The 22,659-nt window shown below is 64.8% G+C and carries 19 protein-coding genes; 11 read left to right on the top strand and 8 right to left on the bottom strand.

Translation table 11 applies throughout. From position 1 onward, the window contains the following. Window positions 1-12: 12 nt before the first annotated feature. The 4 genes from AC1Q7F_RS05405 to AC1Q7F_RS05420 all read right to left on the bottom strand — a co-directional run bounded on the left by AC1Q7F_RS05405 (window position 13) and on the right by AC1Q7F_RS05420 (window position 7,556). Window positions 13-2,061 (bottom strand): hydantoinase/oxoprolinase family protein, encoded by a 2,049-nt coding sequence (locus AC1Q7F_RS05405; protein WP_492504581.1) that lies wholly within the window; start codon window positions 2,059-2,061, stop codon window positions 13-15. 186 nt (window positions 2,062-2,247) lie between these two features. Beyond that, complete coding sequence (locus AC1Q7F_RS05410) at window positions 2,248-3,471, bottom strand: hypothetical protein (RefSeq protein WP_492504583.1); 1,224 nt, start codon at window positions 3,469-3,471, stop codon at window positions 2,248-2,250. 120 nt (window positions 3,472-3,591) lie between these two features. Then, the gene (locus tag AC1Q7F_RS05415) at window positions 3,592-5,040 is read right to left on the bottom strand and encodes a flavin monoamine oxidase family protein (RefSeq protein ID WP_492504585.1); all 1,449 of its coding nucleotides are present in this window, start codon (window positions 5,038-5,040) and stop codon (window positions 3,592-3,594) included. A 71-nt stretch (window positions 5,041-5,111) separates the two neighbouring features. Next, a complete protein-coding gene (locus AC1Q7F_RS05420) occupies window positions 5,112-7,556 on the bottom strand; it encodes a TonB-dependent receptor (RefSeq protein ID WP_492504587.1) in 2,445 nt (814 codons plus the stop codon). Window positions 7,557-7,880: 324 nt separating this feature from the next. Between AC1Q7F_RS05420 and AC1Q7F_RS05425 the strand changes: the two genes are divergently transcribed. Next, complete coding sequence (locus AC1Q7F_RS05425; RefSeq protein ID WP_492504589.1) at window positions 7,881-8,954, top strand: DUF3089 domain-containing protein; 1,074 nt, start codon at window positions 7,881-7,883, stop codon at window positions 8,952-8,954. Between the two features lie 19 nt (window positions 8,955-8,973). Here AC1Q7F_RS05425 and AC1Q7F_RS05430 read toward each other — a convergent pair whose 3' ends face one another. Both AC1Q7F_RS05430 and AC1Q7F_RS05435 read right to left on the bottom strand, forming a co-directional pair. After that, the gene (locus AC1Q7F_RS05430) at window positions 8,974-10,488 is read right to left on the bottom strand and encodes an aldehyde dehydrogenase family protein (RefSeq protein WP_492504591.1); all 1,515 of its coding nucleotides are present in this window, start codon (window positions 10,486-10,488) and stop codon (window positions 8,974-8,976) included. Window positions 10,489-10,503: 15 nt separating this feature from the next. Further along, window positions 10,504-11,652: an FAD-dependent monooxygenase gene (locus AC1Q7F_RS05435; protein ID WP_492504593.1), complete on the bottom strand. Its 1,149-nt coding sequence runs from the start codon at window positions 11,650-11,652 to the stop codon at window positions 10,504-10,506. A 355-nt stretch (window positions 11,653-12,007) separates the two neighbouring features. Here AC1Q7F_RS05435 and AC1Q7F_RS05440 point away from each other — a divergent pair, with 355 nt between their 5' ends. Beyond that, a complete protein-coding gene (locus AC1Q7F_RS05440) occupies window positions 12,008-12,853 on the top strand; it encodes a helix-turn-helix domain-containing protein (RefSeq protein WP_492504595.1) in 846 nt (281 codons plus the stop codon). Window positions 12,854-12,925: 72 nt separating this feature from the next. On the opposite strand, the gene AC1Q7F_RS05445 is transcribed toward AC1Q7F_RS05440, so the two are convergent. Next, window positions 12,926-13,330, bottom strand: coding sequence for a YciI family protein (locus AC1Q7F_RS05445; RefSeq protein ID WP_492504597.1), 405 nt, complete (start codon window positions 13,328-13,330; stop codon window positions 12,926-12,928). An 8-nt stretch (window positions 13,331-13,338) separates the two neighbouring features. After that, window positions 13,339-14,361: an NADP-dependent oxidoreductase gene (locus AC1Q7F_RS05450; protein WP_492504599.1), complete on the bottom strand. Its 1,023-nt coding sequence runs from the start codon at window positions 14,359-14,361 to the stop codon at window positions 13,339-13,341. A gap of 112 nt (window positions 14,362-14,473) precedes the next feature. On the opposite strand from AC1Q7F_RS05450, the gene AC1Q7F_RS05455 reads away from it, so the two are divergent. The 9 genes from AC1Q7F_RS05455 to AC1Q7F_RS05495 all read left to right on the top strand — a co-directional run bounded on the left by AC1Q7F_RS05455 (window position 14,474) and on the right by AC1Q7F_RS05495 (window position 22,573). After that, complete coding sequence (locus AC1Q7F_RS05455) at window positions 14,474-14,785, top strand: hypothetical protein (protein ID WP_492504601.1); 312 nt, start codon at window positions 14,474-14,476, stop codon at window positions 14,783-14,785. 11 nt (window positions 14,786-14,796) lie between these two features. Beyond that, window positions 14,797-15,642 carry an SDR family NAD(P)-dependent oxidoreductase gene (locus AC1Q7F_RS05460; RefSeq protein ID WP_492504603.1) on the top strand — a complete coding sequence of 282 codons (846 nt, stop codon included), beginning with the start codon at window positions 14,797-14,799 and terminating at the stop codon, window positions 15,640-15,642. Window positions 15,643-15,683: 41 nt separating this feature from the next. Next, window positions 15,684-16,571: a polysaccharide deacetylase family protein gene (locus tag AC1Q7F_RS05465; RefSeq protein WP_492504605.1), complete on the top strand. Its 888-nt coding sequence runs from the start codon at window positions 15,684-15,686 to the stop codon at window positions 16,569-16,571. A 35-nt stretch (window positions 16,572-16,606) separates the two neighbouring features. Next, a complete protein-coding gene (locus AC1Q7F_RS05470; protein WP_492504607.1) occupies window positions 16,607-17,569 on the top strand; it encodes an alpha/beta hydrolase fold domain-containing protein in 963 nt (320 codons plus the stop codon). A 95-nt stretch (window positions 17,570-17,664) separates the two neighbouring features. Next, window positions 17,665-18,480 carry an HpcH/HpaI aldolase/citrate lyase family protein gene (locus AC1Q7F_RS05475; protein WP_492504609.1) on the top strand — a complete coding sequence of 272 codons (816 nt, stop codon included), beginning with the start codon at window positions 17,665-17,667 and terminating at the stop codon, window positions 18,478-18,480. 17 nt (window positions 18,481-18,497) lie between these two features. Next, a complete protein-coding gene (locus tag AC1Q7F_RS05480) occupies window positions 18,498-19,019 on the top strand; it encodes a MaoC family dehydratase (protein ID WP_492504611.1) in 522 nt (173 codons plus the stop codon). A gap of 21 nt (window positions 19,020-19,040) precedes the next feature. Continuing rightward, entirely contained in the window at window positions 19,041-20,237 is a 1,197-nt protein-coding gene (locus AC1Q7F_RS05485) for an acyl-CoA dehydrogenase family protein (RefSeq protein ID WP_492504613.1), read from the top strand. A 96-nt stretch (window positions 20,238-20,333) separates the two neighbouring features. Then, complete coding sequence (locus AC1Q7F_RS05490; RefSeq protein ID WP_492504615.1) at window positions 20,334-21,461, top strand: CaiB/BaiF CoA transferase family protein; 1,128 nt, start codon at window positions 20,334-20,336, stop codon at window positions 21,459-21,461. Continuing rightward, the gene (locus AC1Q7F_RS05495; protein ID WP_492504617.1) at window positions 21,461-22,573 is read left to right on the top strand and encodes a CaiB/BaiF CoA transferase family protein; all 1,113 of its coding nucleotides are present in this window, start codon (window positions 21,461-21,463) and stop codon (window positions 22,571-22,573) included. The genes AC1Q7F_RS05490 and AC1Q7F_RS05495 overlap by 1 nt, the downstream gene beginning before the upstream one ends. Window positions 22,574-22,659 lie beyond the last annotated feature (86 nt).

Here is a 22,659-nt window from a genome sequence, read left to right on the forward strand (position 1 = left end):
TCAGACTCCCCTTCAGCGCGGGTTGATCAGGATATTGCCGACGCGATCAACCAGGCCGTCACAGCCGGCCTCGATCAGCGTCGTGCTGTCCATTTCGATGACGATGGCGGGACCCGGGATCAGGTCACCGGCCTTCAGCTTGGCACGATCATAGATGATTGCGGGCACCATCTTGCCGTCCATCCACAGCTCATGATCGCGGATCTTGGCTGCCGACGGGTCGCCATTGCCCTTGGGCAGCTCTGCCGCCGGCAGGTCCAGGACCGGACCCAGGGCAACCGCCCGCAGGTTCACCAGCTCATGCGGCGAGGGCATGTTGAAGGTGAACAGGCGGTGATGCTCGTCATCAAAGCGCCTGGTCACCCCGGCCAGACCGTCACGGCGCAGGGTTTCCGGATCGATTGACAGCGGCACCTCAAAGGCCTGGCCTTCATAGCGCACGTCAATCTCGAACAGGCTGGTGATGTCCGCGTCCTGGATGCCCTCTGCCTTCAGCTCATCCCGCGTCTGGGCGGCCATGGATTCCAGCAGGGCGATCACCTCCCCCTCCTCCGTCTCATCAAAGCGGCGGGAGAAGGAACGGGCGGTTTCGGTGCGCATGCGCGTGGTCGCATCACCAAGCGCACACAGCACGCCGGGGGAGACGGGCGACACGGCGGGCCAGGAGCCCATCAGCCGGGCCACGGCGTTGACATGCAGCGGGCCGGCACCACCAAAGCCCATCAGGGCGAAATCGCGCGGATCATAGCCCTGCTGGACGGAGATCATGCGCAGCGCGCCGAACATGTTCTCATTCACGATATCGATGATGCCGCGCGCGGCGGCATAAAGATCGATGCCCAGCGTGTCGGCGATGGTCTGCACCGCCTTCTTCGCCCCTTCCCGGTCCAGCTTGAAGGTGCCGCCCAGCAGCGCCTCCGGCAGGTAACCCAGCACGACATTGGCGTCGGTCACGGTGGGCAGGGTGCCGCCCTTGCCATAGGCCACGGGACCGGGCACGGCACCGGCCGATTGTGGGCCGACGCGCAGGGCCTTGGTCAGTTCCGGCACATAGGCGATGGAACCGCCGCCGGCCCCCACCGTCTTCACATCCAGCGACGAGGCGCGCACCGCCAGATGCCCGACCTCGGTCGTGCGCACCCGGCGCGGGTCGAGATTTTCGATCAGGGCCACGTCGGTCGATGTACCGCCCACATCCAGGGTCAGGATGTTACGGATGCCGGAATTGGCGCCTACCCACAGGGCGCCCGTCACGCCACCGGCCGGACCCGACATCAGCAGCGACACCGGGTGCTCTTCCGACTTCTCCGATGACATCAGGCCGCCATCGGAGCGCAGCAGCGACAGCGACCCGACAAAGCCAGCCGATTTCAGCTTTTCCCGCAGATTGCGGACATAGCGACCGACGATGGGACGGACGGAGGCATTGGCGACGGTGGTCAGCGTGCGCTCATATTCCTGCATCTCCGGCAGCACCTGATGGGAGAGCGAGACGGACACGCCGGGCAGAATCTCCGCCGCCAGTTCGCCCACGCGCTTCTCATGCGTGCCGTTCAGATAGGCGTTGATCAGGGAAACGGTGACCGCCTCCACGCCCTTCTCCTTCAGCTTCAACAGGGCGGCGCGAATATCCGCCTCGTCGATGGGCCGCAGTTCACGCCCCTGCGCATCCATCCGGCCCTTGATCTCGACCGTGTTTTCCAGCCGGGCCAGCGGCTCCGGCTTCGGCCAGACGATCCAGCCGGCCAAGCCGCCCGGCACGAAGGAGCGCGCGATCTGCATGATCTGACGATACCCTTCCGTCACGATCAGCCCGACCTTGGCGCCCTTGCCTTCCAGCACGGCATTGGTGGCGACAGTGGTACCGTGCAGGAAAAACTCCACGTCGGCCGGCGTGATCCCCGCCTTTTCGCAGATGGCGGTAACGCCATTCAGGATGCCGACGGAACTGTCGGCCGGGGTCGACGGCGTCTTGTGCCGCCAGAAGGCACCCGTCGTATCATTGAACAGCAGCAGGTCGGTGAAGGTACCCCCCACATCGACGCCCAAGCGGTAACCCATCGCATCCCCCTGTTTTGGAAGCGGTATAATCTCCGTGTCAGCAGTACCGGAACCGTGGCCCGCCACCATCGGCGGACCCTTGTTTGACCGCTGTGCGGATGGGCGCGCCGCCCGACTCCCTTTCTTACCAATGCAAAACGGCCCGCCTGTGGGGGCGGGCCGTCGCTTGGCGGATATCAGGAAGGGTCAGGGTGCAGCAGACCCCGTCTCACGCTTCAGGATGGTGATCAGCGCCTTCTGGACGTCCGGGTCCGTGATGTTGCCGGACGACACGACCATGGAGGTGCCGGGGGCAAAGGCATCGGGATCGGTCAGGAATTTTGCCAGGCTCTCATCCGTCCATACCTCACCCGCCTTGCCATGGGCGGCCAGGCTGTCGCCGTAGGGGAAGTTGGGCACGGTGGCGATCTTCTGCCCCATGATGCCATAGAGGTTGGGGCCGACCATATGCGCCCCGCCCTTGTTCATGGTGTGGCAGAAGGTGCACCATTTGAACGTCTCCGCCCGGACCTTGCGTTCAAAGTCGGTTTCGGGTGGCAATTGCTCAATAACCAGGGGCGCCTCGTGCGAGGAGACATGGGCTGCCGCTTCCACCCGCTGTCCCTGCGCAAAGGGGGAGACGCGGAACAGCATGTGGGGGCCGTACATGCCGACCACCACGATGGCGATGGCCGCCACCGCCGCCGGCACCACACCGCGCACAGCGTCCGGATTGGACACTGTCGTCACCCGGCCCCGGCGCACCAGACGGGACAGGCCCCAAATGGCGACGCAGATGCCAAGGAAGATGGCGACGGCACCCGGCCCCCGCTCATACGACTTGAAGGTCGACAGCGCGAAGACCGAGGAGGAGAAGCTGAGCAGCACGAACAGGCCGAAGCCCGGCGGAAAGGATCCCAGCAGGCCACGCCCGTGGCGGAACAGGAACCAGACAGCCGTCAGCAGTGCTGCCAGCTTCAGCACTAGCAGGCTGGTGCTGACCCCGGAATGGAAATAGCCCGTGAACAGCCAGACCTCGCGGCTTTCACCCAGCAGCGCCGGAATCGGGATGGGGCCCAGATGCAGGTCCATCCCATGGCTCCACACCACCAGCACACCCAGCAGCGGGGCTGCGAAGAACATAAGGTAGGTGGCGTTGACCAGCGCCATGACCCAGGCCTTGGCACGCGGCGGCAGCGGCACCTGCGGCCCCGGCGCCCGCCCCTTCAGCCATTGCCACAGGCGCAGCGCGGCATAGAGAAACAGCGCCGTACCCAGGAGGTAATGCCAACCGCGCAACTGTTCGCGGATCGGGGCCGCCTTGTCCGACCGCAGCAGGATCATCGTCAGCAGGTCATGCACCAGGACCAGCAACGGCAGGCCATAGGCCAGGATGACATCGAGTGGCTTTTTATGCTCTTGCCGTTCCATAGTCCCGTGCTCCCTGCCCGATTTTCGGGGGTTTGTTGCCAGATTTTGGCATGATCTTCTTCGCCTCCCCGGCTTTCGCCGGGAAGGCTGAAAAATGCTTCGGACTGAACCAGACAGACCTTAAATCTTTTCCATCAGCTCGAAGGCCGCCGCCTCACCCGTTTCCATGGCGCTTTCCATGCCATGTTCCAGGCGGCGCAGATGTTCGCCGGCGAAATAGATCTTGCCGAAAGGCTTGCCCATATCGGCGGCGAAGCGCTTCACCTGGCCGGGCGCATAGAAATGCTTGTTGCCGCCCACAAACTTGTTGCGGCCCCAGCTATAGCCCAGGACATATTCCAAGGCTCCGGCCATGGAGGGACGGACACGGGTCAGGTCGTTGATCACCAGTTGCGCCTGCTGGGCCACGTCGCGGTCGTCCCAGCGGGTGGCGCCGTCGCCATTGACCCAGACGATCATCTGGTTGATGACGCCCGTCTCCGGGTCCTTCAGGGCGAAGGCGCGCTCGAACGCTTCGGTCGACCAGACCGACGGCGGCAGCCCGTCCTTTTCCCAATAGGGCTTGGTGATCTTGAAATGGAACTGGGTGGTGGCGGAATAGCGCGCACCGGCCACGGCATCGGCCTGCACCGCCGGCAGGCCCGGCGTGAAACGGATGCGGTTCAGGGCGCTGAAGGGTGCCGCCATGACCAGGAAGCGGCCGGTGATCACCTCGCCATTGGCCAGCTTCACCTCCACCTTGGCGCCGGACTGGTCCACCGCGACCACGGGGCTTTCCAGCCGCACTGGGTTCTTCAGCGTCGCCGCCATGGCCTTGGGCAGCGTGTCGGAGCCGCCGACGATATAGCTGCGCTCCATGTTGTTGACGCCATATTGCGGCTTGTTGGGATCCTGATAGCCTTCGACCTTGGCCCGCGCCATGTCGCGGAAGATCGACAGGGCCGACACGCTTTCCAGTGACGAGCCGTTCAGGTCGAAATCGGCCAGGCGGATCGCCGCCTCCGACACGCCCTTGGACCGCAGGAACTCCGCCGCCGAGACGTCATAGGCCATGTTAGCCTGTTCCAGCCAGGCGTTGGTCTCCTGGAACGGCAGATGCTCGAACATCATCTTGTTCTGCATGACGTAGGGAAGGATGTCGCGTTCCTTGCCGCGCGTCATGTTCTGCGGCGCCTTCGACCAGTCGGCCGGCAGCACCGTCGCACCATCGACATGCAGGACGAAATCGGTGGGCTTCAGGCCCTTGGTGGTCAGGCCGACATTCAGGCGACCGCAGACATCACGGACGCGACCATAAAGTGCCCCCACCTCGCTGCCGCCCAGTTCGGACTGGTAGCCCTCGGCCCGGCCCGTGCGCAGACGTCCGCCGACCCGGTCGGATGCCTCCAGCACCTGGACGCTCAGCCCCTGGCTTTCCAGGATCATGGCGGCGTTCAGGCCGGCCAGACCGGCGCCCACCACCACGACATCGACATTCTTCGGCCCGGCGGCCCAGCCGCGCGAAGCAACGATCAAGGGGGCTGCGGCCAGCATGCCGCCCATCACGGCGCGACGGGTAAAGATGGTCATGAACAGGGATCCTCCAGACTTTGGAAAGGAACTTCCCCCAGCCGTTCGGCTGGGGGAAGGCACTGGGCAGATCAGAACCGGGCGGTGGCCGTGACGCCGAAGCGGCGGCCCTCACCATGATAGATCTCCATGATGCGCTGCGTACCGATGGAATAGTTGCGCGGCTGCTGGAGAACGTTGGCGTTGTAATCCTCGTCCGTCAGGTTGGTGACCCAGGCGGCGATGGAATAATCCTCGCTGTCCAGCGACAGGCGCAGGTTGGTCAATGTACGCTCACCAAAGCTGGTGACATTCAGGCTGTTGGTATAGGTCGGGCCGACATAGTTGACATCGACGCGGCCGGACAGGGTCCAGTCGGATGAGACCGGCACGTCGGCAGTGGCATGGACATTGTACTGCAGCTTCACCGAACGGGCCGGGCGGTTGCCCTCGATGGAGGCCTGCAGGCCGCGGCCCGCTGCGGTGATCAGTTCGCAGACCGTGGATGGATTGCCGCACTGCAGCGAATAGGCTGGATCATACGCGCCGTCATTATACTTCGGATCGGAATAGGTGACCGACCCGCCGACGGAGACGATGTCGGTGGCCTTGAATTCCGTCTGCACCTCGAAGCCGTTGGTCTTCATGCCGCCGACATTGGTGATGATCGCCTGCGTCACCACCGGGTTGGTGGAGAAGGTGGAGATCTGCAGGTTCGTCCAATCGACCTTATAGACCGACGCATTCAGCATCAGCCGGCGGTCGAACAGCCAGGATTTCACACCGGCCTCATAGGTCCAGTTCTCTTCCTCCTCGAAGGTCAGTTCATTGGCGGCCAGACCGCCGACGGCGTTGAAGCCGCCCGAACGGACGCCCTTGGCGGCGGACGCGAACAGGAACACATCCTCGGTCGCCTTGTAATCGACCGTGAAGCGCGGCGTGAAGCTCTTGAACTGGTTCGACAGCGGCTGCGCACCCGGGCACGGGCCGAAGGCGCCGAAGAAGGTGATGATGCAACGGTCGGTCTTGCGGTCGATATTGTATCGACCCTCGGCCGACACGCGCAGACCGTCGACCACTTCATACCCCAGCGAGCCGAAGACCGACCGGGTGATGTTCTGACGGTAGTTCAAGCTGGACAGGACGGTGCTGGCGGAGCTGTCCGGAACCAGCGACAGGTTGGACAGGGTCGCCATCGGGCCGGTGCCGGCCGCCAAGCCCGGCAGAACCTGGACCAGACGGTCGTTGGGGCCCAGGCCGACGGCGCTGGTGCTTGCCGCAGCCCGCGCCTCGACATTGGACTGGAAGAACAGGGTGCCGGCCAGCCACTGGAACCGCTCCCCGTCCGGGGACTGGATGCGCAGTTCCTGGCTCTTGGTCACGACATGATCGCCGCTGACCAGGACGGAGTTGCCGTTGACGGTGCGGGTATAGCTGCCATTGACAGGACCGCAGGTGCTTCCCAGCGTGCAGACGCCGTAGAGCGCGCCATTGCCATAAAGGTCGCTGTCGCCCCAGGCGGAATTGCGGGAGGACGTGACGCCGGTAACGGAGACCACCGAGAAGGCGTCGAACTCATATTCCAGTTCCAGCGCTGCCTGACGGGCGCGGGCAAAACTGTCGGGAATGCTGGCGGTGGCGTCGACCGGACGGTCGGTCGGCAGCGTGCCGCAATAAAGGAAGAAGGCCTGCGTCTGGGCGTTGAAACCACCGCAATTATGGCTGGTGATCGGGTTCGCCGACAGACCCGGCATCTCCATCGTCGACTTGGACGCGAAGCCGGTCAGCGTCGCGGTGAAATTCTCCGTCGGCGTGAAGACCAGGGCGCCGGACACGCCGCGCTTCTCATAGCCGCCCAGCTTGTCGGTCGGGTCCGATGCATTGTCGAACTCCCCGCCATAGGTGGAATAGGCGGCAGCGATATGGGCAGAAAGCTTGTCCTCGATGATCGGCTTGGACAGCGAGACCTTGCCCCGGTAATCCTTGTTGTTGCCGACAGTGACAGTAGCCTGGCCCTTGCTGTCATTGCCCGGACGGGCGGTGACGATGCCGACGGCGCCGGCGAAGGTGGAACGGCCGTACAGCGCGCTCTGCGGACCCTTCACGACATCCAGCTGGGCGATATCCACGACGCCCAGGATGTCGGCCGTGTTGCGGCTGGTCTGATAGATGCCGTCGATGAAGATGCCGACATTGGCCTCGACATTCAGGTCGGTGGAGGAGTTGGCAGGCGCCAGGCCGCGCACATAGACATTGTTGAAGGCGCCGCCGGCCATGTTGGAGACGGTGATGCCCGGCGTGGTGTTGCCAAGGTCGGTCAGGCTGCTGATATTGCGCTCGGCCAGATCGTCAGCGGTCAGGGCCTGGATGGCGATGGGGACGGTCTGCACATCCTCCTTGCGCTTACGAGCCGTGACGATGATCTCTTCCAGCATCAGCTCGCCCTGGGCAGCCAGGGCTGCGGGAACGATGGCGGAAGCAGCGAACGCACTGACCATCGCGGACGTGGTCAGGGCGAGGAACTTGGAACGGTACATGAAGCCCCCTTGTTCTTTACGGTCATTTGAATTGGCTATTTTTCCGGCGCCAAGTTCCCGCTTTTTGGCGGCTGTTCTTTTTTCGGTGGTCACCGCGGTCTTTATTTTGGACCTGCGGGGCCAATTCCCGATCAGCCTGCTAGCCGGAATTTGCCAGCCGGGTCAGCTAATTCCTTTGCCGAACTTTCCTCAACCTCCCCGGCCGCACTGTCCACCTGTCGGATAGCGTGGCGCTGTCCATAGGGTGGTTGCGGCAGCCAAGCCGCACCCGGGCCTGAGGCAAATGACTGATAGGATGGCAAATCCAATCATCCGGGGGCCGAAATGAAGCGCGTCCTGTCCTGCCTGCTATCCCTGGGCCTGTTGGCCTCCACAGCCCTGGCAGCCGATCCACCACCGCCTTTTGCCAGCCAGGCCCCGGCGCCGGCCCCTGATTACGGTCGCATGGATAGTTGGGCGGCGACGGCCTGGAAGCCGGGAGCCAGCACCGCCCTGCCCGGTGGCAAGGGCACATTGGCCACGATGCCGGAAGTGGATGTCTTCTATATCCATCCCACCACCGACCGTTCCACCAGCCGCTGGAACCAGGACCTGGCCGATGGTGCGGTGAATGACTGGACCGATGCCAGCGTCATCGCCCGACAAGCGGGTGTGTTCAACGGCTGCTGCCGCCTCTACGCCCCGCGCTACCGCCAGGCGACGCGGCTGGCCTTCACCAATATGGCGGGCGACGGACAGAAGGCGTTCGACCTGGCCTATACCGACGTGCTGCGGGCCTTCGACCTGTATCTGAAGCGCGACAATGCCGGCCGGCCCTTCATCCTGGCCGGCCACAGCCAGGGGGCGTCGCATCTGATGCGGCTGCTGAAAGACCGGATCGATGCCTCGTCCCTGCAGGGCCGGATGGTGGCCGCCTATGTGGTGGGCGTGAACCTCTCGGAAGGCGATTTCCCCCGCACCTACAAGACCCTGACGATCTGCGCCAAGCCGGCGGACACTGGCTGCGTCATCGCCTGGAACGCCGTGACGCCGCAGACCGATCTGGCCCTGATGGGCAAAGCCAATGCCCAGCGCTTTGTCGGGCTCTATGGCGACGTACCGGGCCAGGCGCCGGTCTGTGTCAACCCGCTGACCTTCGACCGCGACCGGCCGGCGGCACCCAAGGATCAGAGCCTGGGTGCGGTTCCCGGTGATCCCGGAGAGCGCCCGGTATTGGCCACTGTGGCCAAGTCCGTCGCCGCGCGCTGCGACAGGGGGTTCCTGGTGGTGGATGCCGACCCGGCGCTGGGCCTGAAGCCGCTGCCCGGCGGGATTTTGCACTACCATGATTATGGGCTGTTCTATGCCGACATCCAGGCGAATGTGACGGTGCGGATCAACGCCTTCCTGAAGAAATGAGACAACGTGACGGCGCCGCTTACAGCCGCGCCGTCACCGCTTTGGTCTCCAGATACGCATCCAGCCCCTCGCGCCCGAACTCCCGCCCCCAGCCGGACTGTTTGTAGCCGCCGAACGGGATGTTGGTGGCAATCGCGCCGTGGCAGTTGATCGACACTTGGCCGGACCGGATGCGCGACACCAGCTTGTGGGCGGTGGACAGGCTGCGCGTCCACACGCTGCCCGACAGGCCATAGACACTGTCATTGGCCAGGGCGGCGATCTCTTCCACATCCTGGGTCTCGAACCGATGCACGGCCATCACCGGCCCGAAAATCTCCTCCCGGAAGATGGCCATGTCGGTGCGGATATCGGTCAGGATGGTGGGCGGCACGAAATGGCCGGGACGGTCCAGCTTTCCCCCGCCGGTGACCAGCGTCGCCCCGTCATTCAACGCCCGGTCGACATGACCCAGGACACGCGACCCATGGGCGCTGCTGATCAGGGGTCCGAAATTGTTGGCGGGATCCAGGCCATGGCCCAGGGTGAAGAAGCCGGTGAAGGCCTTCATCCGCGCCACCAGTTCGTCATGGATGGATGCATGGGCGAAGATGCGGGTGCCGGCCATGCAGTTCTGACCCTGCAAAAAGAAGGTGGCCATGGACACGCCCGGCCCCGCCAGCTCCAGATCGGCATCGGGCATGACCACGACCGGCGACTTGCCGCCCAGTTCCAGCGAGACCTTCTTCAGATTGCCGGTGGCTGCCTGCACGATCTTGCGGCCGACCTCCGTCGATCCGGTAAAGCTGATCTTGTCGACTTGGCGATGCGCGGACAGCGCCGCCCCCGCCGTCTCACCCGGACCATTGACGATATTGACCACGCCGTCGGGGAACCCCGCCTCCTGGATCAGCCGGCCCAGCGCCAGGGCCGACAGCGGCGTCTCCTCCGCCGGCTTCACCACCACTGTGCAGCCGGCGGCCAGCGCCGGGGCCAGCTTCAGGGTCAGGGTGGACACGGGCACGTTCCACGGCACAATCAGCCCGACCACACCCACCGGTTCGCGCAGCGTATAGGTCAGCGCCTCGGCTTGCGCTGTCACATGCGGCGGCGAGGTGGTGGTCACGCCTTCGATGCGCAGGATGGCACTGGCGTAATACTCGAACATCTCGACGCAGTTGGAGACGGTCAGGCCGGCGATGAAGCGCGGCATGCCATTGTCCAGGATCTCCAGTTCCGTGAACATCGCCGCGTCGCGTTCCAGCAGGCGGGCCAGCCGCACCAGCAGCCCCGCCCGCTCCCGCGCCGCCAGCCGCGACCAAGGGCCAGTGAAGGCACGGTGGGCGGCCGCCACGGCCAGGTCGATATCCGCCGCCCCGCCCGATGCCACGGCGGCCAGATGCAGCTGCGTAGCCGGATCGTGACTGTCCAGGGTGGCGCCGGACAGCGAGGGCCGCCAGTGCCCGCCGATCAGCAGCCCGTGGCGTTCAGACAGGAATTCCCGCGTGGCGGCGGAGACGGAATGGCCGTCGAACGGCGTGGCTTCACGGTGCATATCGATCCGGGAGTGTCAGACGGAGACGGTGCGGCAATCATATTCCAGCAAGCCCAGCGTATCCTCGTTGCGCAGCCCTTCCAACCCGAACAGTTCGGTGTTGGTGGCCTGCAAACGGTCGGCGTTGGCGTTGCTTTCCTGCTGGATGAAGGTGGCCCGTTCGTGACGAGCCGCGACATAGCGCTTCAGGGCCTCACCGGCACTGCCGCTGTCGGCCAGGGCGCGCGACAGGACGATGGCATCCTCAATGGCGCAGGCCGCCCCCTGACCCATGAAGGGCGTCATGGCATGGGCGGCGTCGCCCAGCAGCGCCACCTTGTCCTCGATGATCCAGGTGGAGAGCGGCTTGCGGGCATTGATGGCCCATTTATAGAGCCTGCCTTCCGGTGCGGCGGCGATCATCGCCTGCACTTCCGGCGCCCAGCCCTGGAAAGTGGTTTTCAGGTCCGACCGTTCGGCCGGAATGGTCCAGCCATCCTGGGTCCAGCCATCCTGGCGGGCGAAGAACACCATGTTCAGGATCTGCGACCCGCGCACCGGATAGCGCACGACCATGCGGCCGGGCCCGATATGCATGCCGGGCCATTGCGCCAGGTCAGCCAGCGCCGGGCTGACCGGGGCCAGTGCGCGCCAGACAACATGGCCGGTGAAATGCGCCGCTTCCGGTTCGAACAGACGGCGGACCACGGATTTCAGGCCGTCGGCGCCGATCACCAGATCGCCGTCGATCCGGCGCCCGTCCTGCAGCACGGCGGTCGTACCCTCCACGGCCACCACCCCGGCATCGGTCAGCAGCGTGCCGCCGGCTGCTGTCGCCGCATCCACCAGGATGGCGTGCAGATCGGCACGGTGGATATAGACATAGGGCGCGCCGTAACGGGCGCGCATGTCGGAACGGTCAATGGCGCTGATCAGGCGCCCATCCTGCCAATGCTGGATGCGCTGACGGGCCGGTTCCACGCCGGCGGCGGCGATGCGCTCCGCCAGGTCCAGATGCACATAGCCCTTCATGGCGTTGGGCGACAGGGTCACCCCGGCCCCGACCTCCGCAAAAGCGGGGGCGGCCTCCAGCAGCGTGACGGCGAAACCCTGGCGCAGCAGCGCAATGGCCGCCGTGAACCCGCCGATGCCGCCGCCGACCACCGTTATTCTTGCTTTGCTCATGGGCATTGAAGCCTTCGATTCGCTGACCGCCGACCCCATCATCGGCGCCGAACCGATTAGGCGATGCGAAAGTACCGCAGCGATAGGCAGCGGCTTTGGCCTGTCCACACGGCGGACGTGCCGATAGCGGATGAAAATGTAAGCCCAGCGGGCATTTGTCGGGATTTTATCCGGCCAGCGGATAATCGTGTCCGAACACCACCCCCGAAAAACCCAACAAATCCGCCAAAGCGCCATCCGATCCGTCGGGCCTTATCCGACAGGTGGACATACGACCATATTCTTCGGTTACAGTTTTAGTTCACCGTCATGATCACTTGGTCGGTGGATGATTGGCGCGTCAGGAGGTTCGGGTATGGACAAGATCAAGCCGGTTCGGGCAATGCTGCGGGTGCTGGATGTTCTGCAGGTGTTGAACAGCCGCAACGGCGTGACGGTGACGGACGTGGCCAATGCCATCGACCTGCCGCGCACCACGGCCTACCGGGTGCTGGAGACGCTGTGTTCGGCCGGCTATGCCGTCCGCGACGGCTCGGACGACCGCTACCGCCTGACGGTGCTGGTGCGCGGCCTGTCGGACGGGTACGACGATGAGGCCTGGATCGGGGAGGTGGCGCAGCCGCTGCTGGGCCAGCTGGGCCAGAAGCTGGTCTGGCCGGTGTCAATCAGCACCAACCAGGGCAGCAACATGCTGGTCCGCTATACCACCGACAAGCAGAGCCCGCTGGCGCTGGAACGCTATAATGCCGGCGTGCGGGTACCGATCCTGAACTCTGCCGCCGGCCGCACCTATCTGGCCTTCAGCCCCGCCCCGCAACGCGCCGCCCTGCTGGACATCGCGCTCGGTTCCGGGGCGGAGATGGAAGGGGCAGGCCGGCAGCGCGACATGATCGAGAAGATGCTGGGCAATGTCCGCAAGGCCGGCTACGCCATCAATATCCGGCAATATCGCGGGGAATCGACGGCCGCCGTGCCGGTCTTCCATGGCAGCACCATGCTGGGCTGCGTCGGCATGCGCTTCATGGACAAGGCGGTGACGGAGGCGGTGTTCGCCAACCGCTATCTGCCCGACCTGAAGGAAGCCGCGCGCGAGATCGGTGAGGCCTATGGGGAATGGAAGGGTGCGGCCCCGCCGGAACCGCTGGACCAGCTGCCCACCCGCCGCTGGGACTGGACCCTGGAGCGCCGCGTCGAACATTGATCGCTGCACTGATCGCAAAAGAAAACGGGCGCGGCCATGTGGCCGCGCCCGCTTCATTTCAGCCGCTCCAGCTCAGTGCTTGGCGACCTTGGTCGCCGGGGCGCCCTTCAACTGGTCGGCCCCGGTCCAGATGCGGCCGCCGATGGCGGTACCGATGGCGACCACCGTCGGCACCACTTCCACCCGCTCATACAGGCCGCTGCGGAAATAGGGATCGCCGATCATCAGCGCATCCACATCAGCCCGGCCCGATGCCGTCAGCAGGAACATCGACCCCAGATAGCCCTTGCCGTCCGCCGTGCGCATCGGCCCCGCGCTGACATAGCGGGTCCAGTTGGCCTCCATATGGGCCAAATGGCCTTCCATGAATTCATCGCGCAGCGCCAGCGCCCGGGCTGTGTCGGCGATGTCATAGGCCAGGACCAGAAAGGTCGGGCTGTCGATGCGGGGAACGGTGGGGGGAGGATTGCTGTTCATCACGTACCTCACAGATCCAAAACCATCTTGCCGAAATTGCCACCCGCCATCAGGCGGATCAGGGCGTCGGGGGCGGCTGCCAGGCCGGCCACCCGTTCCTCGCGCACGATCACCTGGCCGTCGCGGACCAGCGGCGCCACGCGGCGGCGGAAATTGGCCAGCTCGGGCCAATGGTCATAGACGACCAGCCCTTCCATGGTGGCGCGGAACTTGATCAGCGGCACCAGATTGGGGCCGGGCAGCGGGGTTGCCGCCGTGTATTGTTCCATCATGCCGACCAGCACGATGCGAGCATTCATGGCCAGCTGGCCCATCGCCCCTTCCAGGATGCGCCCACCCACCCCGTCATAATAGCAGTCGATGCCCGCCGGACAGGCCGCGGCCAGCGCCGCCACCCAGTCGTGATCACGATGGTCGATGCACGCATCGAAGCCCAGGGTTTCCCTGGCGAAGGCGCATTTCTGCGGACCGCCGGCGATGCCGACAACGCGGGCCCCCATGCGCTTGGCCAACTGTCCGGCCGTGGCGCCCACGGGACCGGTGGCGGCGGAGACCACGAACGTATCGCCGGGGATCGGCTTCAGGACGCGCACCGTGCCGGCCCAGGCCGTCAGGCCCGGCATGCCCAGCACACCCAGCAGCGCGGTGGACGCCACGCCGTCGGGCAGGTCGATCTTCTGCGCCGCCAGGCTGAGCGGACCCTGCGCCATGCCGGGCTTCGCCGCATCGGCCACGGTGAAATTCTGCCAGCCCGCCCGGCACAGCACCCGGTCGCCGACGGACAGATTGTCGGCCCGGCTTTCCACCACGGTACCCAACGCCTCGCCCGGAACCACACCGCCCACCGGCACACCGCCCGACATGTGCCGGCCGCGCAGCGTACTCGCGATATAGGGGTCCAGCGAGACATGGTCGACGGAGATCAACACCTGTCCCGGACCGGGGGCGGGCATCGCCGCCTCTTCCAACCGGAAATCGTCGGGCACAGGCGACGCCCCCGCGGGGCGAGCCAGCACAATGCGCTGCAACATGGGGAAGGTCCCTGGTTGTTGGATGAAACAAGACGCTTGTAATTGATATAATGATATATCAATAATTCATTTGAGCCCGATCCCAATTCCTTTTCAGGTAGAGGAACCTTCCATGGCCACGCGCATCATCGCCCTGTTCAACCTGAAACCCGGCATCGACCGCGCGACCTATGAGGAATGGGCCCGCACCACGGACCTTCCCACCGTCAATGCATTGCCGTCGATCACGGAGTTCGCGGTGTTCCGCACAGTGGTCACGATGGGCAGCGAGGTGCCCCCGCCCTATCAGTATATCGAGGTGATCGACGTCGCCGACATGGAGCAGTTCGGCCGGGATATCGCCGCTGAAACCATGCAGAAGATCGCCGCCCAGTTCCAGGACATGGCCGACGTCACCTTCATCCTGACCGACAAGCTGGGCTGATGGGGGCGGGCATGGCTGACACCAAGCGTTTTACCGGCAAGGTCGCCATCGTCACCGGCTCCGGCCGGCGCAAGGGGCTGGGCGAGGCCATCGCCCGCCGGCTGGCGGCCGAAGGTGCGTCGGTGGTGCTGTCGGATATCGGCAAATCGGCCGACGCCGCCACGCCCGAGAACATGATCGGCGGCCTGTCGGAAATGCAGGCCCTGGCCGCCGAGATCGCCGCCGACACCGGAACACGGGTCGAAACCTTCCCCTGCGACGTGCGCAATCTGGCGCAGATGCGCGCCATGGCGGCATTTGCGGTGGAGAAACTGGGCGGACTTGATTTCTGGGTCAACAATGCCGGCATCGGCTACATCATGAAACCGTTGCTGGAACTTGAGGCGACCGAGTGGCAGGCCGTCATTGATGTCAACCTGACCGGCTGCTTCAACGGCATCAAGGCGGCGGCGGAAGTGATGGTGCATGCTGCCAAGGGCGGACGCATCGTCAATATCGCCAGCCAGGCGGCCAAATCGGGCTTCCCGTTCGCCGCCGGCTATTGCGCGTCCAAGCATGGCCTGGTCGGGCTGGTCCGCTCCACGGCGATCGAGCTGGGCGCGCACGGGATCACTGTCAACAATGTCTGCCCCAACCATGTCACCACCGGCCTGGGCGCCTGGCAGAATGAATATTTCAGCCAGAAGCTGGGCTTGTCCCTGGAGGATTACCTGGAGGGGATGAAAGGCCGCATCCCGATGGGCCGCCCCGGCCTGCCCGACGATACGGCGGGTGCCGTCGCCTTCCTGTGCTCCGACGATGCAAGCTACATCACCGCGGAAAGCATGAACGTGTCGGGCGGCGAGGAGCCGCATTGAGGGGCAGTTCCCCTCCCCCTTCCCAAACCACAGAGGTTCCTATGCCGGCACCCGCCGATTTCACCTGGCCCAACGGGGCCAAGCTGGCCCTGTCCATCGTCGTCAATGTCGAGGAAGGGGCGGAACAGAATATCCGGGACGGCGACAAGGGGCCGGAGCCGGTGGACGAGCTGTCGGTGCATGTGGCCAAGCCCATCCGCATCCATGGCAATGAGAGCAATTACCAGTACGGCATCAAGGCCGGCGCCCCCCGCGTCATGCGCCTGCTGAAGGAGTATGGCGTGGAAGCCACCTTCACCGCAGCCGCCGTCGCGCTGGAGCGGGCCCCCCATCTGGCGGCAGAGATCGTGGCGCAGGGGCATGAGGTCTGCTGCCACGGCCACCGCTGGACCCATCAGTTCTGGATGAAGGAAGACCGGGAGCGGCAATTCATCTGCGATGGCTGGCAATCCATCGAAAAGACCACGGGCACTCGGCCCATCGGCTGGCTGTCGCGCTATCTGCATACCGAGGCCACCCGCCGCATCCTGGCGGAGGAGGGCTATGCCTATCACATGGATGATTATTCGGACGATTTCCCGTTCTGGGACCATGTCCCGCTGTCCGACGGCACGACCAGGCCCATGGTCATCATGCCCTATGCCATCGACAGCAACGACATGAAGTTCTGGCTGGCCCCCTCGCTGACGCCACGCGACTGGATGCAGTACGCCATCGACAGTTTCGACTGGCTGTACAAGGAGGCGCAGACCGAGGGTGCCCGGATGATGAGCCTGGGCCTGCACCTGCGCATCATCGGCCGGCCGGGGCGCATCGGTGCGTTCCAGGGCTTTCTCGATCATGTGAAGCGGCACCCGGATGTCTGGGTCACCAGCCGCGCCAAGATCGCCCAGGCCTTCGCGGCGGCGGTGCCGCCGACGGCCGGGTAGTCCCCTCCCCTCCTCCATCCAAGAAGGTCAGGACCATGCGTAAACTGCTTCTGTGCGGTGCCTTTTGTGCGCTTCTGTCCATGCCAGCCCAGGCCGGCAAGCCGGTCACGGCAGCGGTGGGCAAGGGATGGAGCCAGGAGGACACGCTGCCCAAACAGCCCGTTGCCTTCCCCGGTGGCGTCGTCGCCCTGCCGGACCTGACCTATGCGACCATCCTCGGCTATCGCCCGCTGAAGCTGGATATCTATCACAAGCCAGGTGCGAAGAACCGGCCGTTGCTGGTCTATATCCATGGCGGCGGCTGGGCCATGGGCAATTCGCGCGGGCTGGCGGCCTTTGCCGATTTCCCCGCCGTGCTGGCCGATCTGGCGGCGCGCGGCTATGCGGTGGCCGCCGTCAATTACCGGCTGAAGTCGGAAGCCACCTTCCCGGCGCAGAGTCAGGATGTGGATGCGGCCATCCGCTGGCTGCGCGCCAATGCCGCCGCCTATGGCATCGACCCGACCCGTATCGGCGTGTTCGGCGACAGCGCCGGCGGCCATCTGGCGGCCATGGCGGCGGTGGATTGCGACCGGTCGGCGCCGCTGGAAAAGGGCGATTGCGTACAGGCCGCCGTGCCCTGGTACGGCATCTATGATTTCACCGTTACCGACAAGCCGCGCCCGCCGGAAGATTTCAAGCCGATCTATGATTTCCTGGGCTGCAAGGATGCCGCCGATTGCGCCGACGAGATCAAGGCCGTCGGCCCCATCACCTATGTCGATGCCAAGACCCCGCCGTTCCTGCTGCTGCATGGGGAGTTGGACGCCGCCGTGCCGGTGATCCAGGCCAAGGTCATGCTGGATAAGCTGACATCGGTGGGTGCCACGGCGCGCATGGTGGTCTATCCCGGCGTCAACCATGGCTGGATGGCCCAGGATGCCGACCTGATGCGCAGCACCCATATCAAGGCGCTGCAGGACACGGTCGATTTCTTCGACGCGACGCTGAAACCCTGACCCCATCCTCCTGGTGGTCAGACCGCAACGCGTTTGATGACAAGCACCCTGCCATCCCGATTATGTCCGGACATAATTTAGCATCGGGATTGATCATGGCTGAGCGGTCATTGCTGTTCGTGCCGGGAGCGCGACCGGAAAGGTTCGGCAAGGCGCTGGCCGCGGGGGCGGACATCACCTGTATCGATCTGGAGGATTCGGTTCCGCCCGAGGGCAAGGATGCGGCGCGTGCCGCCGCCATCGCCTTCATCGCCGACCAGGGTTCACCCGATCATCTGTGGCTGCGCATCAATCCGGTGCGCAGCCAGGCTGGCCTGGCCGATTTGCTGGCGGTGCTGGCGATGGCCAGCGCACCGGCCGCCCTGATGCTGCCCAAGCTGACAGACCCGGCCGACCTGTCCCTTGTGGATGAAGTGCTGGGAGAGCGATCAGCGGCAATGGTGCCGCTGATCGAAACGGCGGCCGGCCTGCGCAACGCGGCGGCCATCGCCGGGTCCAAGCGCGTGCGCGCGTTGCTGTTCGGGGCGGTCGATTTCTCGGCGGAACTGGGCTGCGCGCTGGAGTGGGAGCCGCTGCTGTTCGCGCGTTCCACGCTGGTTGCCGCGGCGGCGGAGGGCGGGGTCGGCCTGTTTGACGTGCCCGCCATCGATGTGTCCGACATTGACGGGCTGCGGTCATCCACGGCGCGGGCCAGGGCGCTGGGCTTCACGGGCCGGGCCTGCATCCACCCGACCCAGGTGGCCGTGGTGAATGAGGTCTTTACCCCTACAGCGGCAGAGATCGCCCACGCCCACCGCGTGGTGGACGCCTTTGAACAAGCCGGCGGTGGCGTGGCCCTGCTGGATGGCAAGTTGATCGAGATACCCGTGGTGCGGGCAGCGCGGCGCGTGCTGGCCGCTGCCGCCGGATGAGATAAGGACCCAAGAAGATGGTGCAGAACTGGAAGGAAGTCGGCCCCAACCGCTATCGCGAGACGTTTGGCCGTTACTTCGAGGATTTCAATGTCGGCGATGTCTATGAACACCGCCCTGGCAAGACCGTCACCGAATATGACAATCACCTGTTCACGCTGCTGACGCTGAACACGCACCCGATGCATTTCGACACGGAGTTCGCCAAGGCATCGGAGTTCAAGCAGAACCTGGTGGTCAGCCCCTACACCCTGGCCCTGCTGATCGGGATGAGCGTGACGGATGTGAGCCAGAAGGCCATCGCCAATCTGGGCATGGACGAGGTGAAGTTCAGCGCGCCCGTGTTCCACGGCGACACGCTGTATGGCGAAAGCGAAGTGCTGGCCAAGCGCGTGTCTTCAACGCGGCCCAACCAAGGCATCGTCACCATCCGCACCATCGGCAAGAACCAGAACGGCGTCACCGTCTGTTCGTTCAAGCGCAACATGCTGATCCCCTTCCGTGGCCATGCCGTGGAAGACCGGGTCGAAACCTACTGATCGAAAGCGGGAGCCGATATCATGAGCACGCCCCATCCCGGCATCCACGCCGACGATGAAGCCGCCATCCTGGACAGCATCGAACGCTGGCTGGCCCGCGAGGTTCGCCCGGTAGCGGAAAAGCTGGAACATGACGACATCTACCCGACCCAGCTGGTCGCGCAGATGAAGGAACTGGGCCTGTTCGGCGCCACCATCAGCCCGGAATATGGCGGGCTGGGGCTGCCGGCCTCCACCTATACCCGTATCGTCAGCCTGATCGCCGAGACCTGGATGTCGCTGACCGGCATCTTCAACAGCCATATCATGATGGCGACCGTGGTGGAGAAGTTCGGGACGCAAGCCCAGAAGGAATATTGGCTGCCGAAATTCTGCGCCGGTGACATCCGCGGCGGTCTGGGCCTGACGGAGGCCGATGCCGGCACCGACCTGCAGGCCATCCGCACCCGTGCGGCCCGCACCGATCGCGGCACCTATATCATCAACGGCACCAAGACCTGGATTTCCAACGGGATCGAGGGTGGGGCCGTGGCCCTGCTGGTCAAGACCGACCCCGACGCGCAGCCGCGCCACAAGGGCATGACAATGTTGATCGCGCCCAAGGTCGATCCCGACAACGGCAAGCGGTACGAAGGCTTCCGCACCGGCAAGAAGCTGGAGAAGATGGGCTATAAGGGTATCGATAGTGCCGAGCTGATCTTTGAGGATTATGAGCTGGATGCCGAACGGCATCTGGTCGGCGGGGTTGAGGGCAAGGGTTTTCTGATGGCGGTGGGCGGCCTGGAACTGGGCCGTATCAATGTCGCGTCGCGCGCCGTCGGCATCGCGCGGCGGGCCTTGAAGGAAAGCGTGGCCTATGCCCAGACGCGAAAGACCTTCGGCAAGCCGATCGGCGAGCATCAGGCCATCCAGCTGAAGCTGGGCGAGATGGCCACCAAGGTGCGGGCATCCGAACTGCTGGTCCAGGATGCGGCTGCGGCTTACGACCGGGGCGACCGCTGCGACATGGAAGCCGGTATGGCCAAGTATTTCGCGTCGGAAACGGGGGTCGAGGTCACGCTGGAAGCCATGCGCATCTTTGGCGGCTACGGCTATTCCAAGGAATACCCGATCGAGCGCCTGTACCGCGACGCGCCCCTGATGTGCATCGGCGAAGGCACCAACGAGATGCAGCGCATCATCATCGCCAAGCAGATGATTGCGCGTCATCCGGTGTGATGAGCCACCTTGATTGAAAATTGTCCGCCTTCCCGGCGACAAGCCGGGATGACGGGAGGTGTTTGCCGCTAACGTTTCCCCAACGGAGCCCCGCCCATGACAGGCCCCCTTTCCGGTATCCGCGTCATCGCGGTGGAGCAATATGGCGCCGGGCCGTATGGCAGCATGCTGCTGGCCGATCTGGGCGCCACGGTGATCAAGGTGGAAAATGCCGCCACAGGTGGGGATGTATCCCGCGCGACGGGGCCACATTTCCTGGGGGAACAGGACAGCCAGTTCTTCCAGACCTTCTCCAAGGGCAAGCAGTCGGCCAGCATCGACCTGAAGACCGCCGAAGGGCGCACCGCCTTCCACGCGTTGCTGAAGAATGCCGACGCCCTGATCAACAATCTGCGCGGCGATCAGCCGGGCAAGCTGGGCCTGACCTATGCGGCGGTGAAGGATATCAACCCGCGTCTGGTCTGTGCGCACCTGTCGGCCTATGGGCGGGGTAACAGCCGGGAGACATGGCCCGGATATGATTATCTGATGCAGGCTGAGGCCGGGTTCATGGGCCTGTCGGGGGAGCCGGATGCCCCGCCGACGCGGCTGGGCGTGTCCATGGTCGATTTCATGACCGGCACCATGATGGCGTTCGGCACGGTGTCGGCCATCCTGGGTGCCAAGGCGACGGGCATCGGCTGCGACGTGGATGTGGCGCTGTTCGACACGGCGCTGCACCAGCTCTCCTACCCCGCTACATGGTATCTGAACGCCGGCGATCAGGTGACGCGCCTGCCGCGCGGCGCGCATCCCTCCATCGCGCCCAGCCAGTCGTTCCGCACCAAGGATGGCTGGGCCATGCTGATGTGCCAGACCCCGAAATTCTGGGAGGAATTCTGCCGCCGCACGGGTCGGGCCGACCTTCTGGACCGTCCGGAGTTCAAGGACATCCCCGCCCGCCGCGTGAACCGGCAGCTTCTGTCGGACACGCTGGACGATCTCCTGTCCACGAAGACGACGGCGGACTGGCTGTCGATCCTGGGCGGGCATGTGCCCTTCGCGCCGATCACCAATCTGGATCAGGCGCTCGACAATCCGTTCGTGGCGGAGATCGGCATGGTGGAGGATGTGGAGCATCCCGACGCCAAGGACGGGACCTTGCGCCTGCTCTCATCCCCGATCCGCATCAACGGCGAACGGCACAGGGGCCGCCGCGCACCCAAGCTGGGGGAGAGGACGTAATGAAGCTGCACGGGATCAAGGTTCTGGACCTGTCGGCCTTCCTGCCGGGTCCGCACATGACCATGATGATGGCCGACCATGGCGCCGACGTGATCATGGTCGAACCCGCCAATGGCACGGGTGAGCCGACGCGGGAGATCGGGCAGAAGACGAAGGACGGCGTCACCGTCTGGTTCCGCAATATCGGGCGCGGCAAACGGTCGGTGGCGCTGAACCTGAAGGACCCGGCCGACCACGCCCTGTTCATGGAACTGGCCCGCGACGCCGATGTGGTAGTGGAGGCGTTCCGCCCCGGCGTGGTGAAGCGGCTGGGCGTGGATTACGATGCCATCCGTGCCGTCAATCCGGGCGTGGTCTATTGCTCCATCTCCGCCTTCGGGCAGACCGGCACCTATGCGCAGCGCCCCGCCCATGACATGACGGTACAGGCCCTGGCCGGGCTGGTGGATCTGAACCGGGGTCTGACCGATAACAAGCCCGCCAGCCCCAACATGCCGGTGGCCGATATGGCCGCCAGCCTGATGGCCCTGTCGGGCGTGCTGATGGCGCTGCTGCGCCGCGCGACGACGGGCAAGGGCGATTATCTCGACCTGTCCATGTTCGACGCGGCACTCGCCTGGACGCCCAACGTCACCGGCCCGGTCTTCGCGGAGGACCGTGATCCGCCGGTGAAGGAGATGCGCAGCTTCGGCGGCTCCGCCATGTACCATATCTATGAGACGGCGGATGGCGGCTTCATCGTGCTGGGCGGGTCGGAGGTGAAGTTCGCCGACAACCTGCTGACGGCCCTGGGCTGGCCGGAACTGCTGGACTATGCCAGGAAGCCACCGGGGCCGGAACAGGCACCGCTGCGGGATTTCTTCAAGGGCATCTTCGCCACCCGCACATTGGCGCAATGGCAGGATTTCCTGCGCGGGGTCGATTGCTGCTGGGCACCGGTGCGCAGCCTGAAGGAGGCGTTCGACGATCCGTTCGTGGTCGAACGCGGCATGGTGCTGACAGATGGCGAGGGGCACCGCCATATCGGGATGCCGATCCGGTTCCAGACGGAGCCCGGATCGCCGCGTTTCGACCTGCCGACATTCGGGGAAAAGTCCGCCCGCTGGCGGTGAGAGGTGCAGTTTATCGGATGGAGTTGAAACCGCTCCTCCCCCGTCATCCCAGTAACAAGCCCATGTGCGCTAAGATAGAAATGTGC

This window comes from Niveispirillum sp. GW835-FHT14G11 (genome assembly GCF_058793615.1).